Origin of the sequence: Mesorhizobium sp. M8A.F.Ca.ET.208.01.1.1, assembly GCF_004791315.1 — a bacterium.
Taxonomy (GTDB): Bacteria; Pseudomonadota; Alphaproteobacteria; order Rhizobiales; family Rhizobiaceae; genus Mesorhizobium.
This window is the reverse complement of the sequence record NZ_SRUT01000002.1, coordinates 498,756-513,826: the sequence shown is the minus strand read 5'-3', so window position 1 is coordinate 513,826 and position 15,071 is coordinate 498,756. Positions and strand designations below refer to the sequence as shown.

Annotated in this window: 17 protein-coding genes; 6 read left to right on the top strand and 11 right to left on the bottom strand. The window is 64.1% G+C overall.

Annotation, left to right across the window (positions count from 1 at the left end; translation table 11 throughout):
• Positions 1-51: 51 nt before the first annotated feature.
• Together grpE and EN851_RS12990 are read left to right on the top strand one after the other, a co-directional pair.
• Positions 52-684 carry a nucleotide exchange factor GrpE gene (gene grpE, locus EN851_RS12995; protein ID WP_127280462.1) on the top strand — a complete coding sequence of 211 codons (633 nt, stop codon included), beginning with the start codon at positions 52-54 and terminating at the stop codon, positions 682-684.
• Between the two features lie 105 nt (positions 685-789).
• On the top strand, positions 790-1,422 hold the full coding sequence (locus EN851_RS12990; RefSeq protein ID WP_135929368.1) for a trimeric intracellular cation channel family protein: 633 nt from the start codon (positions 790-792) through the stop codon (positions 1,420-1,422).
• Between the two features lie 101 nt (positions 1,423-1,523).
• On the opposite strand, the gene EN851_RS12985 is transcribed toward EN851_RS12990, so the two are convergent.
• From EN851_RS12985 to EN851_RS12955, 7 genes are all read right to left on the bottom strand, one after another.
• Complete coding sequence (locus tag EN851_RS12985) at positions 1,524-2,399, bottom strand: GNAT family N-acetyltransferase (protein WP_167531310.1); 876 nt, start codon at positions 2,397-2,399, stop codon at positions 1,524-1,526.
• A gap of 242 nt (positions 2,400-2,641) precedes the next feature.
• Complete coding sequence (locus EN851_RS12980) at positions 2,642-4,933, bottom strand: PAS domain-containing hybrid sensor histidine kinase/response regulator (RefSeq protein WP_135929367.1); 2,292 nt, start codon at positions 4,931-4,933, stop codon at positions 2,642-2,644.
• A gap of 140 nt (positions 4,934-5,073) precedes the next feature.
• The gene (locus EN851_RS12975) at positions 5,074-6,063 is read right to left on the bottom strand and encodes an MDR family oxidoreductase (protein WP_135914988.1); all 990 of its coding nucleotides are present in this window, start codon (positions 6,061-6,063) and stop codon (positions 5,074-5,076) included.
• Between the two features lie 55 nt (positions 6,064-6,118).
• The gene (gene lspA, locus EN851_RS12970) at positions 6,119-6,616 is read right to left on the bottom strand and encodes a signal peptidase II (protein WP_135929366.1); all 498 of its coding nucleotides are present in this window, start codon (positions 6,614-6,616) and stop codon (positions 6,119-6,121) included.
• A 13-nt stretch (positions 6,617-6,629) separates the two neighbouring features.
• Complete coding sequence (locus EN851_RS12965; protein WP_127869998.1) at positions 6,630-7,487, bottom strand: RNA methyltransferase; 858 nt, start codon at positions 7,485-7,487, stop codon at positions 6,630-6,632.
• Position 7,488: 1 nt separating this feature from the next.
• Positions 7,489-8,577: a class I SAM-dependent rRNA methyltransferase gene (locus EN851_RS12960; RefSeq protein ID WP_135914990.1), complete on the bottom strand. Its 1,089-nt coding sequence runs from the start codon at positions 8,575-8,577 to the stop codon at positions 7,489-7,491.
• Between the two features lie 90 nt (positions 8,578-8,667).
• Complete coding sequence (locus EN851_RS12955) at positions 8,668-9,153, bottom strand: DUF1772 domain-containing protein (protein WP_127279746.1); 486 nt, start codon at positions 9,151-9,153, stop codon at positions 8,668-8,670.
• A gap of 211 nt (positions 9,154-9,364) precedes the next feature.
• On the opposite strand from EN851_RS12955, the gene EN851_RS12945 reads away from it, so the two are divergent.
• Positions 9,365-9,802, top strand: coding sequence for an EVE domain-containing protein (locus tag EN851_RS12945; protein ID WP_127279747.1), 438 nt, complete (start codon positions 9,365-9,367; stop codon positions 9,800-9,802).
• On the opposite strand, the gene EN851_RS12940 is transcribed toward EN851_RS12945, so the two are convergent.
• The 4 genes from EN851_RS12940 to sppA all read right to left on the bottom strand — a co-directional run bounded on the left by EN851_RS12940 (position 9,792) and on the right by sppA (position 12,547).
• Entirely contained in the window at positions 9,792-10,757 is a 966-nt protein-coding gene (locus EN851_RS12940; protein WP_127279748.1) for an ornithine cyclodeaminase family protein, read from the bottom strand. The two genes, EN851_RS12945 and EN851_RS12940, sit on opposite strands and share 11 nt — an antisense overlap.
• Positions 10,758-10,794: 37 nt before the next feature.
• Entirely contained in the window at positions 10,795-11,187 is a 393-nt protein-coding gene (locus tag EN851_RS12935; RefSeq protein WP_135929365.1) for a LapA family protein, read from the bottom strand.
• A gap of 39 nt (positions 11,188-11,226) precedes the next feature.
• Entirely contained in the window at positions 11,227-11,511 is a 285-nt protein-coding gene (locus EN851_RS12930; RefSeq protein ID WP_006200394.1) for an integration host factor subunit beta, read from the bottom strand.
• Between the two features lie 79 nt (positions 11,512-11,590).
• Positions 11,591-12,547 (bottom strand): signal peptide peptidase SppA, encoded by a 957-nt coding sequence (gene sppA / locus EN851_RS12925; protein ID WP_127869992.1) that lies wholly within the window; start codon positions 12,545-12,547, stop codon positions 11,591-11,593.
• Between the two features lie 357 nt (positions 12,548-12,904).
• On the opposite strand from sppA, the gene lptC reads away from it, so the two are divergent.
• The 3 genes from lptC to lptB are packed head-to-tail and all read left to right on the top strand — an operon-like array spanning position 12,905 to position 15,028.
• Positions 12,905-13,618: an LPS export ABC transporter periplasmic protein LptC gene (gene lptC, locus EN851_RS12920; RefSeq protein ID WP_127279797.1), complete on the top strand. Its 714-nt coding sequence runs from the start codon at positions 12,905-12,907 to the stop codon at positions 13,616-13,618.
• Complete coding sequence (locus EN851_RS12915; protein WP_127279798.1) at positions 13,605-14,210, top strand: LptA/OstA family protein; 606 nt, start codon at positions 13,605-13,607, stop codon at positions 14,208-14,210. Before lptC ends, EN851_RS12915 begins: the two co-directional genes overlap by 14 nt.
• On the top strand, positions 14,210-15,028 hold the full coding sequence (lptB, locus tag EN851_RS12910) for an LPS export ABC transporter ATP-binding protein (RefSeq protein WP_127279799.1): 819 nt from the start codon (positions 14,210-14,212) through the stop codon (positions 15,026-15,028). Before EN851_RS12915 ends, lptB begins: the two co-directional genes overlap by 1 nt.
• Positions 15,029-15,071: the final 43 nt, after the last annotated feature.

Sequence of the window (15,071 nt, the reverse complement as noted above, 5' to 3'; positions counted from 1 at the left end):
CCTCGATATCGGGCACAAAATCCACACCATTCAAGATGACGGGAAACGGCGATGAGCGACCAGGCAAAAGACGAACGCGCGCCCAGTGAAGCCGAGGCGGCCGAGGCCAATGCCGAGCGCACGGAAGGCAGCATCGATGGCGACTATGAAGCGCTTGTGCGACTGCTGAAGGAAAACGAAGAACTGAAGGACCGCGCGCTGCGCGTAGCGGCCGAGATGGAGAACCTGCGCCGCCGCACCGCGCGCGACGTGCATGACGCGCGAACCTATGCGGTGGCGAATTTCGCCCGCGACATGCTGTCGGTGTCGGACAATCTGCGCCGCGCGCTGGATGCCATTCCCGCCGAGGCCAAGGCGTCGGGGGACGCCGGCTTCAAGGCACTGATCGAAGGCGTCGACCTGACCGAGCGCGCCATGCTGTCTGCGCTGGAACGGCACGGGGTCAAGAAACTCGCGCCGGAAGGCGAAAAGTTCGATCCCAATTTCCACCAGGCAATGTTCGAAGTGCCCAATCCCGATGTGCCGGCCAACACCGTGGTCCAGGTCGTGCAGCCGGGCTATTCGATCGGCGAGCGGGTGCTGCGCCCGGCCATGGTCGGCGTCGCCAAGGGCGGCCCGAAAATTGCCGCCGACGCGCCGGTCGAGCCAGGGCCGGTCAATGAGCAGGCCGAAAAGGATGCGTGATTAGGGAATAGGGGAGTAGGGCAGGAAAACAGGAAGCCGTATGAATCATGCGGCTTCGTGCTAAACATACTCCCCTACTCCCCTGCTCCCTTAACCGCATAATTCATGAACCCCATCGCCCTCCTCGACTATGCCGGCGTTGCCGTCTTCGCGGCGACCGGGGCGTTGGCGGCGTCGCGCAAGCAGCTCGACATTATCGGCTTTCTGTTCCTGGCCAGCGTCACCGGTATCGGCGGCGGCACGCTTCGCGACGTTATCCTCAATCTGCCGGTTTTCTGGGTCGCCAACTCCAGCTATGTGCTGATCTGCGCGGCGGTTGCGGTGCTGGTGTTCTTTGGTGCGCACCGTGTCGAATCCCGCTGGAAATGGCTGCTCTGGCTCGACGCCATCGGGTTGGCCGCTTTTTCGGTGATGGGGGCGGCCAAGGGGCTGGCCATTACCGGTTCGCCGGTCGTCTCCGTCATCACCGGCGTGCTCACCGCCACGTCAGGCGGCATCCTGCGTGATCTGCTGGCCGGCGAGCCCTCGGTGCTGCTGAGGCCGGAAATCTACGTTACGGCCGCTCTCGCAGGTGCTGCAATCTACACGGCTGGCGACGTCACAGGATTGCCGCCGATCGTTTCAGAACTGGCCGGCTTCGCCGCGGCGTTCGCGGTGCGCGGCGGTGCGCTCCGTTTCGGCTGGACGTTTCCAGCCTACAAAAGCCGGCCCGGCCGGCGGCCTGAAGACATTCCCTGAAGAGAGGGAGTAGGGAGTAGGGAAATTGTCAGTAGTCGCCGAAGCGTGAATCGTGGCGTCTTCACCACTGCCTACTCGCTCACTGCCCACTGTCTACTCGCTCACGCCGCGAAGCGCTGCGCTTCGCCGCCATAATAGTTGACGTAGCGGGCCCCGATCTCCTTGACCGGCATCACCACGAAAATGTCGACGGTCGAGAATTCGCGGTCGATGACGCAACCATCGCCGATGCGGGCGCCGACCCGCAGATAGCCCTTGACCAGTGGTGGCATCGCCGCGATCGCCGCCTTGGTGTTGACCGCCTCGATCGGCATCAGGTCCATGGAGCAGTAGCGTCCGGACACAGCGCGCACGTCCCAGGCCGAGTTGGTGCGGCAGTGATGGGCGAGATAGGTGAGCGCCTCGGCGTGCGCGGCCGGCACGGTGCCGTGGAAGGAGGCACAGCCGGTCATCACGCCGATCTCGTAGTGATTGATGTAAGCCCAGATGCCTTGCCACAGCGCCTCGATGGTGCGCTTCGAACGGTATTCCGGCAACACACAGGAGCGGCCGAGTTCCAGGAAACGCTGGCCGGGATGACGGGCGATGAGCTTGGTCAGCTCGAATTCGCCTTCGGAATAGAAGCCTCCGGCGGTTGCCGCGATTTCTTGCCGCAGCAAGCGATAGGTGCCGACGATGCGGCGGTGCTCAGGGCCGGAAAGCGAGGTATCGAGGACGAGGAGATGGTCGCAGAGCGGGTCGAAGCGATCGGCGTCGCGGCGGTCCTGCGCCTGGAACAGATCCTTCCTGGCGCCAAGCTCGTCATAAAATACACGGTAGCGCACTTCCTGCGCGGCCGCGATCTCGGCCTCGTTGCGGGCGAGCCGCACTTCGAGATTGCCGATACGGCCGAGCGCTGCGCCTTTTATGACGGAATCGACATTACGTCCGGCGAGCAAGGCGCTGCTGGCGTTCGGCCGAGTGTCACATTCCGGCATAACTGTATGCACGAGTGATTCTCCTTCGAGCCATCCCTCTTGGCACGGGGATACGGTGTAGGTGCAACAGGATTGTGACAGTACCGTGATACAGCGTCGCGGGCAATACTTCGTCGGCTGGCGAAAACGGTCAACCGGCTATGTTGCGGCACAAGAGCCTACGCGCGTTGGCTTCGCGGGCGCCCGAAACCGGGCTGCTTTTTTTGGCGGGCTTCGTCTGCCATGCACCGTGAAAAGGCGGCTCAAGCGGCGACCTGGCCCTCGACGGCGCTGACCAGCGCGTCGGGGTCGAGCGGCTTGGTGACGAAGCCGCTGGCGCCGTGGGCGAGCACCGCATGGCGGGTCTTTTCCTGGCTGTCGGCCGACAGCACCATGATCGGCACCGGCGGTACGGAGGCTTCCTCCTCGTGGCGGCGGATCGCGGCAATGGCGTCCAATCCGTCCATGACCGGCATATGCAGATCCATCAGCACCACGTCGAAGCGGTGCTTGTGCCCGCCGGCGGTGACCGCCTCGACGGCAGCCTTGCCGTTGCCGACCACCTTGACGCGATGCCCGGCCTTCAACAGCGTTGCGCGGGCCAGCATGGCATTGATGTCGTTGTCCTCGGCGATCAGCACGGACAGGCCCTGTTGGCGTTCGCCTGAGGCACGAAGCGCCGGTGCGCGGCGTTTTTCCGGCCGCGGCGGGGCGAGGACCGGCGTCTGGCTGCTCAAAAGGACACGCAAAAGTGTTCCTCCGCGCACCGGCCGGGCAAGGAATGTCGCGTAGCCGCTGGCACGAAACTCGCCAAGCATGCCGCGGTCGGTGGGTGCGATCAGCGTGACGGCTTCGCAATCGGTGAACCCATGCTGGCGAAGCCGCTTGAGCAGCTTCCCGTCACTCTCTTCCAGGGCCGCGTCGACCAGAAGCACGTCACAGCCGTCGGCAAAGGATGCGGCCTGGGCCACGGTGGTGGCGATGCCGGCCGCGCCGCCATTGGCGCGGATGGTGCGGGCGATGGCGTCGGCCTCGACGGTGTTCTTGGACAGGATCACGGCGCGTCGGCCGGCAAGCGCGTTCAGCCGGCCCTGCGGCGGCTCGGTAGCCGATATGGCCGGAATCTCGAAGACGAATTCCGATCCCTGGCCGAGCCGGCTGGATACCGAAATCGTGCCGCCCATGGCGGTGACAAGACGCTTGGAGATGGCAAGCCCCAGTCCGGCACCGCCATGCGTGCGCGTCGAGGTGCCGTCGGCCTGCTCGAACTCCTCGAAGATGCGCTCCATGTCCTCGTCGCGCAGGCCGGGGCCGGTATCGGCGATGGTGAAGCAGATGCGGTCGCTGGTCTCGGTGCGGGCGCGCGCGACGCTGACCAGCACGCCGCCGCTGTCGGTGAACTTGATGGCGTTGCCGATGAGGTTGAGCAGCACCTGCCTGACCCGGCCCGGATCGGCGGTGATCAATTGCGGCACATCCGGTTCGACATGGCAGCCGAGGCCGATATTCTTGGCGAAGGCGCGCGCGGCCATCAATTCGATGATGTTGTCGGCGATCTCGCGCACGGACATGGGCTGCGGTTCGGGATCGAAGCGTCCGGCCTCGATCTTGGAATAGTCGAGCAGATCCTCGATCAGGGCAAGCAAGGCGCTGGCCGAGGTCGAGATGGCGCCGACATAGGTCTGCTGTTCCGGCGACAGGCTGGTGTCGGCGAGCAGCTTGGCCATGCCCATGATGCCGTTCATCGGCGTACGGATCTCATGGCTGACAGTGGCGAGGAAACGCGACTTGGCCTGGCTTGCGAACTCGGCCCGCTCGCGCGCCGTGATCATGGACGATTCGGCGCGCTTGCGTGCGGTGATGTCGCGGGCGATGGCGCGATGCGAGACGGCATCGCTGTCCTTGTCGCGCACGGACAGCTCGATCCAGGAGAACCAGCGCGGCCCGGTGGGCGTGCGGATGGCGACGTCGGTGGAACTCAGGCATTCATGGTCGGAGAAAGCGGCATCGGGAACGATGCCGACCTCGATGCCGAGTTCGGCCAGCGTCTTGCCGGCAAGGTCGCGCTGATCGGTTTCGACAAGGTCGGCGAACACCTTGTTGGCATAGACGATGTAACCGTCGCGGTCGCGATGGATGACGAGATCGCCGAGCGCGTCGATGAGACCGCGAAAGCGCTCCTCGCTTTCCTGCATCTCCCACATGCGGTCGGCCAGCGTCTCGATCTCGGCGCGGTTGCGGGCGGTGGTTTCGTCGAGCAGGACCGTACTGCGGCGTACGCTGCGCCTGGCGTGCAGGTGCATGGCCAGGCCGGCAAGGCCTGTTGCCAGCAACGCAAGGCTGATGAAGACCGGCGCTCCGGTCAGGTAGGAGAGGCCGGCCAGCACCATGACAACGAAGGTCAGGATCGGCAGGCCTTCGCGCTTGGCCGGTTGCTGATCGGGCACCAGCGGCGGCGCGGCGATAAACCGCCGCGCCATTGCCGGCGCTTGCGCCGGTGCCGCAACGATGTCGTCGCCAGGGTCGGCCCGTTGGCTGTCGGATTCCGCGATCATGCGAAATCCTTGCCAGACAGACATTATGGAAAATTGCGGGGGATCGTTCGAATTTTAGCGGATCGGGGTTTTTGCCCCGGCGAAGACCGATTTGCCGCCCGATGTGGCAATTCCGTCCGGCCTGCGATCCCTCAGTCCGGTCACATGTCGACGACGACGCGACCGCGGATTTTGCCATCGACGATGTCGTGTGCCGCACCGATGATGCCGTCGAAGCCGATGGTCGTGGACAGGCTGGCGAGCTTGTCCACATCGAGATCGGAGCCGATGCGCCGCCAGGCTTCGAGGCGCACGGCCTTCGGCGCCATCACTGAATCGATGCCGAGCAGGGAGACGCCGCGCAGGATGAAGGGCGCCACGCTCGATGGCAGATCCATGCCACCGGCGAGGCCGCAGGCCGCGACCGCCCCGCCATAGGAGGTCATTGACAGCACGTTGGCCAATGTGTGGCTGCCGACCGAATCGATACCACCGGCCCAGCGCTCCTTGGCCAGCGGCTTGGCGGGCTGGTTGAGCTCGTCGCGCGATATCACTTCGGCCGCGCCAAGATTGATCAGGTAAGGGCTTTCGGCATTGCGGCCGGTCGAGGCGACGACATGGTAGCCGAGGCTGGACAGGATGGAGACCGCGACCGAACCGACGCCGCCGGCAGCGCCCGTCACCACGACAGGGCCGCGATCAGGCAGGATGCCGTGCCGTTCCAATGCCATGACGCAGAGCATGGCCGTGTAGCCGGCGGTGCCGACAGCCATGGCATCATGCGCGCTCATGCCCTCCGGCAACGGCACCAGCCAGTCACCCTTCACGCGGGCGCGCCCGGCATAGGCGCCGAAATGGGTTTCGCCAACGCCCCAGCCGTTCAGGATGACCTTGTCACCCTTGCGCCAGTCGGGATTGGAAGAGGAGATGACAGTGCCGGCAAGGTCGATGCCCGGCACCAGCGGCCATCGGCGGATCACCGGCGCCTTGCCCGATATGGCCAGTCCATCCTTGTAGTTCACCGTCGTCGCCTCGACCGCGATGGTGACGTCGCCCTCCATCAGATCGGCGTCGGTGAGATCAGTCACGGCGACCGACTGTTTTTTCTCGGCGTCGCGCGAAACGAGGATGGCTTTGAACGTTTCGGTCATCTTTCTCTCCGCGAACTTGCTTGGCGTCTGACTGTGCGGCGATGGCCGCGCGGGGTCAATCTTTGGAAGGCTTGGCGTTCGAAGGTTTGGGTTCACGCCGCCAGCCGATGAGTTCGTCGAACACGACCAGTGCCGCACCCACGGAAATGAAGGCGTCCGCAAGGTTGAAGACGGCGAAGGACCAGACCGGCGTGTGGAACAGGATGTAATCGATGACGTGGCCGTAGACGGCACGGTCGATCAGATTGCCCAGCGCGCCACCGATGATCAGGGCAAAGCCGGTACGGGCGATGACATGGCCCGATGGCGTGCGCGTGGCGAGGTAAAGCACGAAAGCGACGACCAGCACGGCGATGACCACAAGGCCGGTGTCGCCGAAGGAGGAGAACATCGAGAAGGCGATGCCGGTGTTGTAGGTGCGAAACAACGCCAGGAAGGGCAGCAGGTCGAGCTTCTCCTGGAAGGGCAGGCCGGCCTCGACCAGTGTCTTTATCCATTGGTCGAGCGCGATGGCCACGATGACGAGCAGCGCGTAGGGAGACCATGATTTCACGATTGGACAACCTTCATTGCTGGTCCGGGATTGGTTCGAGTTTCAGCGCGCCGCGCCTGATCTCGAACAGCATGATGCCGGTGGCGACCGCGAGATTGAGCGAATCGGCACGGCCTGCCTGCGGAATCCTGAGCAGCCTGTCGCAGCTCGCCGCCAGGCTTTCGGGCAGGCCCTGCTGCTCGTTGCCCATCATCAGCAACACCGGCCCGCGGGAAAAATCGACCGAGCGGTAGTCGACCGCGCCTTTCAGATGGGTGCCCGCGACGAGACCTGAAAAGCCGCCGCGCCAGGCAAGGAATGCCTCGGTCGTTGCCTTCGCCACTGGCACGGCGAAAATGGAACCCATGGTGGCGCGCACCGTTTCCACCGAAAACGGATCGGTTGTGTCGCCGACCAGAATGACGCCCTTGGCGCCGACGGCATCGACGGTGCGGATGACGGTGCCGAGATTGCCGGGATCGCGCACCCGGTCGAGCGCGACCCAGACATCGCCATTGTCGGCACTGATGTCCTTCAGGGCCAGGAATTTCTGCGAGAAGACGCCTACCACCATTTGCGGATTGTCACGGCGGGTGATGGCGACAAGCACTTTTTCCGATACTTCGAGCACGGTGCCGCCGGCGGCAACCGTGCGCGCCGCGACCTTTTCCACGGCCGCGTTGCCGCGTCCGGCCTTGGCGAAAACAAGCGTCCTGATCTGCCAGCCCAGATCGAGCGCATCGATGACCAGCTTCAGCCCTTCGGCCATGAAGGCGTTCTGCTGGTCGCGGAATTTCTTCAAGGCGAGTGCCTTGATGTCCTTGACCAGCGGATTGGCAAGACTGGTGACTTCCTTCACCTGGCCGGGTGCGCCGGCGTGCCGTTCGTTCATGTCAGGCCACCCAGCGCGAAAACAGTGAAGTCGAAAGCGCCCGGCCGGCGGACTTTTCACGGATGATCAACTCGCCCGATTCAACCTTGCCGCCCATGCCGGCGAAGGTGTCGCGCATCAGGGCGTGGATGGCGAAGAAGGAGGCACGGATCGAATAGGCGGTCAGCACCACGGCGAGCGGTTTTGGGGTCAGGATCGAGCGACAGAGGTCCGTCAAATCAGGCAGGTCCTCGAACAATTGCCAGACCTCGCCCTTGGGGCCGCGGCCATAGGCCGGCGGATCGAACAGGATGATGTCGTAGCGGCTGCCGCGACGCTCCTCGCGCTCGGCGAACTTCACCGCGTCATCGACGATCCAGCGGATCGGCTTGCCGCCAAGGCCGGCCATCTCCTGGTTTTCGCGCGCCCAGCCGATCGCCTTCTTCGAGGCGTCGACATGGGTGACCTCGGCGCCCGCGCGCGCCGCCACCAGCGAGGCAAGGCCGGTATAACCGAACAGGTTGAGCACCTTGACGGGGCGCCTGGCCGCAGCGATCAGCCCTGCCATATGATCCCAGTGCGAAGCCTGCTCGGGAAAGACGCCGACATGGCGAAACGAGGTGAAACGGCCGAGATAGTCGATGCCGTCATGCTTCATCGGCCAGGTTTCGCCGAGCGGCGTCTTGGGGAAGCGCCAGCGGCCGATGCCTTCCTCGTCGGTGTCGCCGGTGAAGATGGCGTCGGCGCGCTCCCAGTCCCTTGCCGGCAGGGCCTTCTGCCAGATCGCCTGGCCCTCGGGCCGGACGATGCGGTAGGGACCGTATTGTTCGAGTTTTTGTCCCGCGCCGCTGTCGAGCAACGCATAATCGGCATTCGGCGCCACTTCGAGAACCAACGGCAAATGTTCTGCGGGCAGGGCGCCTTCGCGACGGGCGAGGTTGCGCGGCGCGGATTTCGGCGCGGGCTGGCTGTCCGCTTTCACATTGTGCTGTTCGCGCGGCCTGGCATCTGGCTTGACCGCGGAACGATTCTCGGGCGGGCGCGGCTGTCCGGCCCCGCTCTTCGCTGGGTGTGGGCGGCCGTCGCGGCGTTTGTCGCGAAAAGACTTCAAGAGGCAGCTTCTCCGGCGGTTCGGCCCGCTTCTGCCACAGCTATGCCCTCCGGCGCAACAAACCCGCGCGACATTGCGATTGCCGATGGCTCAGCCGCGCCCGATCGAAAGCAGGGCGACAACCAACGAAACGAAGCCGGCAGCCTTGGCGGCCGTGACAGCCATGTGGCCGGTCTCCCAGCGCAGCCGCATGGCTTCGAAATCGTCCGGAATCGGGCCTGGCATCCAGGTGGCGAGAACATTGTTGGCCGGTTTGACGAGAACGAACCAAAGCACCAGGGATAGCGCATAGAGCAAGGTGGCGGCGAGTGCGAACCAGAACGCCGGCCGATCCTCGCGCAACAGCCATGCCAGCAGTCCCGGGCAGGCGACCGCGGCGACATCCAGCGGCGCGCCAATGATTGCGAAGAGCAGGAACTGGCCGTTGAAAACGGTGGCCTCGCGCCAAAGCGCCGGGGACCATCGGATGAGCCGGGGCACCGATTCCAGGACATGAGCGAAGGACGGTCCGAGGCTGAGCGCAGCGATCGTGGCGGTCAAGACAGACCAGAATAGCAGGAGGCCGTATATTCGCATGACGCAACAACGGTTCCGAACCGAAGCCGTTCCGAACAGGCGCGCCACTTGCCGTTGCCGCAGCCTTGACCCTATCGTCTACCACTCCCGGATAATCATCCATGTCCCGCTCCGAATGCCTGCTCGACCTCATCCAGTTGCTGCGCCGGCTCCACCGGCCGGTCAGAGGGCAAGCATTGGCCGATGGAGAACAGGCCAATGGGGAACAGAAATGAGCGCGTATTGGATCGCGGTGGCGTCGGCGCAGCATGTCCGGCGCGGCCGGCAGGGCGGCTTCATGCAGGTTAACCACGGCAAGGCTGCACCTCTGCGCCGCGTCAGGCCCGGCGACGGCATCGTCTATTACTCGCCAACCACCGTTTCGGGGGAGAAAGACGGTCTGCAGGCGTTCACGGCGATCGGCACGGTGCGGGAAGGAGAACCTTATCAAGGCGAGATGGGCGGCGGCTTCACGCCGTTCCGCCGTGATGTCGGCTGGGCGCAGGCCGGGGAAACGCCGATCAAGCCATTGCTTGAGAGGCTGGAATTCACCGCAGGCAAATCGAACTGGGGTTACCAGCTGCGCTTTGGCCTGTTTCCGATCAGCGCGGCCGATTTCGCCCTGATCGCACGGGCAATGGGCGCCAAACTGGCTTCGACTAGCCCCTGAGTGCCTTGTAGACGGCAATGCCGGCGGCAAGATCCTCGAGTGCTGCGCCAACCGATTTGAAAAGCGTAATCTCGTCGGGGCTGCCGCGGCCTTGCTTCTGGCCGCGCGCCAGTTCGTGCAGGTCGGCGACGATGGCTTCCGGCTTCAGCACGCCGGAGGCCAGTGGCTGGACGATGTCGCCGGCCTCCTTGGTGGCGCCGGCGCGGGTGTCGACATAGACGCGGGCGCGCATGATCGCGTCGTCATCGCTTTCGCGCATCGTCGGGGTGAAGCCGCCAACCAGATCGACATGGGTTCCCGGCCGCAGCAGCGTACCCTTGACCAGCGGCTTGGTGGTGATTGTCGCCGAGGAGACGATGTCGGCCTGGCCAAGCTCGGCATCGAGATCGGTCGCGGCGCTGGCCGCGAAGCCCTCGGCGCACAGATCGGCCGCGACTTTCTCGGCGTTGGCCGGGGTACGGTTCCAGATGCGGATTGTCTTGATTGGCCGCACGGCGCTGTGCGCCTTGGCGAGGAAGGGTGAGAGCGCGCCGGCGCCGACCACCAGCAGCCGCGAGGCGTCGTCGCGGGCGAGATAGGACGCCGCGAGCGCCGAGGCGCAGGCCGTTCGCCACTGCGTCAGCCGCTGGCCGTCGATCAGGGCTTCCGGTTCGCCGGTGCCGCCATCGAGCAGGAGATAGAGCCCCATCACGGCTGGCTTGCCGATGGCGTTGTTGTCGGGCGAGACGGTGACGATCTTGACGCCGATATGGCCGCCGGCCGAACCGCCGGCGGCGTGAAAATCGGTCCAGGCCGGCATCAGAAGCAGGGTCGACGCCGCGCCATCAGGCCTCTCGACCGCGTGATGATGCCTGACCGGCTGCACCGCGCCCTCGCGAAAAGCAGTGCGCAGCGTCTCGACCAGTCCAGGAAAGGTCAGCGCACGATCGACCTCCGCAGCCGAAATGGTCAGCATGAAAAGCTCCGTGAAAAGAAATGCGCCGGCCTGCGGTTCAAGTGGTCGGCTTCGGCAATGCCGGTCCTTGGGCCGGTCCTTGGGCCGGTCCTTGGGCCGACCCTTGGACCGACCCTTGGACTGGCCCCTGGGGCACTGAGGGCGCGCGGCTGACCGCCTGGCGCAGGTTTTCCGCCTCGGCGCCGCGCTGGCGCGCCAGCTTGCGGTAGCGGCCTTGCTTTACCCAGGTCGCCAGGCTGCCGACGATCATGCCGATGGCGAGCGCCAGGAACAGGAAGATGAACAGCGGCAAGGTCAGCGTCAGCTTGGGATTGCCGGGATTGAATGGATCCAGCGTGAAGGCGACGAGTTCGCGGTTTGCAACGGCCAAGGCGATCAAGATGATCGCCAGGGGCACGAAGACCACGATGAGCATGAAGCGATTGAGCATGATGTTTTCCGTTGCAAGCGGCCGGACAAGGCAGTCCGGCTACTTGCCGCCGTTCAGCCTTTCACGCAGTTCCTTGCCGGTCTTGAAGAACGGCACCCATTTCTCCTCGACCTCGACGGACTCGCCGGTGCGCGGGTTGCGGCCGGTGCGGGCGGGTCGATTCTTCACCGAAAAAGCGCCGAAGCCGCGCAATTCGACCCGGTTGCCCTCGGCAAGCGCGTCGGTGATTTCATCGAAGATCGCGCCGACGATGTTTTCGACGTCGCGCAGGAAAAGATGCGGATTGCGCGTGGCAATAATCTGCACAAGCTCGGACTTGATCATCAGACGGGTCCCCGTGAAAGCAGTTCGGCCAAAATTATCAGGATGATTTTATTTGCTTTTTCAGCTGTCCCAACGCGTCTCAAGGGTGCCAGACGGAAACGAGACCGTCAAGAAACAAGCGGTTGGCGCCAAGTTCATGGATGACGTCGCCGCCGGAATCCGGCAAGCCGAGCGCGCCGGCGATCGTGCGTGCCATCGCCTTCGAGAACAGGAAGCCGCCGCGCCGTTCCGTGTCCTTCCATTCGACCACCTTGAGCTTGGCATCGACACCCTTGGTCGCCAGCCAGTCGATGGCCACGGACTCGCCGCCGACGGCGTCGATCAACCCGTTGGCAACACCTTGGCGGCCGGTGAAGATCGAACCGTCGGCGAGCGCCAGTGCTTGTTCGTGCGTCATCTTGCGGCGTTCCGCGACGATGCCGACGAACCAGTCGTAGCTGTCGAGGATGAGCTTGCGGACCATGGCGCGTTCGTCGTCATTGGTCGGCTTGAAGGGCGAGGGCGAGGCTTTCAGAGGCGAGGATTTCACCTCCTCCAGCTTGACGCCGAGCTTGTCCATCAGGCCGCTGACGTCAGGATACTGGATCAGCACGCCGATGGAGCCGACGATCGAGGTCTTGCGGGCGACAATATGGTCGGCGGCGCTTGCGATCATGTAGCCCGCCGACGCGGCGAGCGTGCCGACCTCGGCCACGACCGGCTTGTCGGCGGCGAGCTTGCGCACCTCCTCGTAGATCGATTCCCCGCCGACGGTGGTGCCGCCGGGAGAATCGATCACCAGGATCACGCCTTTTACTTTCGACGACTGGCGGATGGTCTCCAGCCGCTTGATCAGTTCGTCGTCCTCGGTGATGGTGCCTTCGATCCTGACCTTGGCGATGTGGTCGACGGTGGAGCCGCCGAAATCGTCGCCATAGAACCAGGCCGACAGCGCAATCACCCCGAGCGCCACGATGCCAAAGGCCGCGACACGCCAGAAAGTCAGCTTGCGCCGCAAGCGGCGGCGGTCGATCAGGTCGTCGGCTCTCAATGCCATCGTCAGCCTCACAGTCAGCGGGAAGAGACGCTTTTAGACCATGATGTCTCCATCGGGAAGCAGTTCCATCCCGCACATGGCGCGGCAATCCGCGCGCGACGGTCCTTATGCTGTCTGTTTTGTGACTGGTCTGTGCGGGGGACGCAAGGTAAGTGGGAAGAACTTCGGTGATGAAAAAAGACGCAAGGGCGACTATTTCTGCTATGAAGCACTGGCTATTGCGCTGACCCGGGTTTCGTTTGTGCAATGGCAGCTGTCACATTTTTGCGGTTTTCGTCGGCTTGTGCTTGCGTGAGGACGCTGGCGTCCCACCTATAGGCGGTGCTCCCCGGGGGCGGGTTTTAGAAGAAAGCAGTCATGTTAGCGCGACCGAATGAACCGGCCAGCCCGGAGACGGAGTTGGCTCCCCCGGAGGATGGCTGGACGCGGGACGAGGCTTTCGACCGCGCTCAGCGTCACTCGCGCCGCGTGCGCGTGCTCAAATTCGCCGTGCCCTTGGCCGCGGCGCTGATCGCCGTCGCCTTCCCGATCTATTCGTATCTCGCCGCCCCCGTTTCCGTCGCGGTGCAGGCGGAAGGCACCGCCTTCTCCAACGGCAAGCTGGTGATGGCCAATCCCAAACTCAATGGCTTCACCAAGCAGAAGCAGCCCTACTCGATGACGGCGCTGCGGGCGATACAGGATGTGAGCACGCAAGGCATCATCGAGCTCGAGGGCATCGACGCCAAGGTGCCGATCGCTCCCGACAATGTCGCGGCGGTAAAAGCCTCGCGTGGCACCTATGATCGCGACGGCAATACGATGAAACTGGACAGCGACGTCACCATCACCACGACCGACGGCATGCAGGCCAAGTTCAAATCGGTCTTCCTCGACATGGGCAAAGGCACTATGAAGACGGATGATCCCGTCGATGTCAGCCGTGGCGGGTCGCAGATCACAGCGAATTCCCTGTCGGTCCAGGACAATGGCAAGATCCTGGTGTTCGAGAATAGGGTGCGCGTCAACATTGATGCCGCCAGTCTGAAGGCGGCTGAGGCAAAGGGCGAAGAAGCGAATGTGGCTCAATAGTTCGACACGGCTTGCGGCCGCAACTTCGGCGCTGCTCCTGCTCAGCCTGGCGCCGTCGCTGGCGCAGTCGTCTGCCGCCAGTCAGGTGTCAGGCCTCAAACTGGCCGGTGACAAGCCGATCCAGATCGAAAGCGACAAGCTGGAAGTGCGTCAAGCCGAGAATGTCGCCATCTTCACGGGCAATGTCACCGTCGTCCAGGGGCCGACGCTGATGAAGGCCGGCAAGATGATGGTCTATTACATCAAGGATGCCAATGCCGCGGCCAAGGGCACGGAAGCCGCGGGCGCTGCGATGACCGGCTCGGCCAACATCGACCATCTCGAAATCTCCGACAAGGTGTACATCAAGTCGGATCAGCAGGTCGCTACCGGCGATCAGGGCAGTTTCGACATGAAGAGCCAGGTGCTGGTGCTTTCGGGCAAAAAGGTCGTCCTGTCGCAAAACGACAATGTCCTGGTCGGCTGCAAGCTTACCGTGCAGATGAAAAGCGGACTGGCCCAGGTCGATCCATGCGCTGGGCAGCGCGTGCAGATGTCGATCACGCCGCCGCCGAAATCGGATGCGTCGAAATCGGGAGCGACGAACCCCTGATGGCCAGCCTGTCGTCGCTGACGGCGCGTCTTCCGGGACGGGCCGCAGGCAAGCTTTCGGCTCCGGCCACGGTCACCGCCGACAAGGCGAAGTTCAAGGGAACCTTGATCGCCAAGGGCCTGACCAAGAGCTACAAGGGCCGCAAGGTCGTCAGCGGCGTCACGCTGGGCGTACGCGCCGGCGAGGCCGTCGGGCTGCTCGGCCCCAACGGCGCCGGCAAGACGACCTGCTTCTACATGGTTACCGGCCTGGTGCCGGTGGATGAAGGCACGATCGAGATCGACGGCTTCGACGTCACCTCGATGCCGATGTATCGCCGCGCGCGCCTCGGCATCGGCTATCTGCCCCAGGAGGCCTCGATCTTCCGCGGCCTCAATGTCGAACAGAACATCCGCGCCGTGCTCGAAGTGGTGGAAAAAGACCGCAAGGTCCGCGAGCGCAACCTCGACGAACTGCTCGAGGAATTCCACATCAGCCATCTGCGCAAGGCGCCGTCCATGTCGCTCTCGGGCGGCGAAAGGCGGCGCCTGGAAATCGCGCGCGCGCTGGCGACGCGTCCGGCCTACATGTTGCTCGACGAACCCTTCGCCGGCATCGATCCGATCGCGGTCGCCGACATCCAGCAGTTGGTGCGTCACCTGACGGCGCGCGGCATCGGTGTCCTCATCACCGACCACAATGTGCGTGAGACGCTCGGCCTGATCGACCGTGCCTATATCATCCACGCCGGCCAGGTGCTGACCCATGGCCGCGCCGACGAAGTGGTGGCAAATCCCGACGTGCGGCGGCTTTATCTCGGCGAGGGTTTTACCCTCTGAGCAATTCCTTGTCCTACACGCCGCTTCGCTGCGTCTGTTTTTA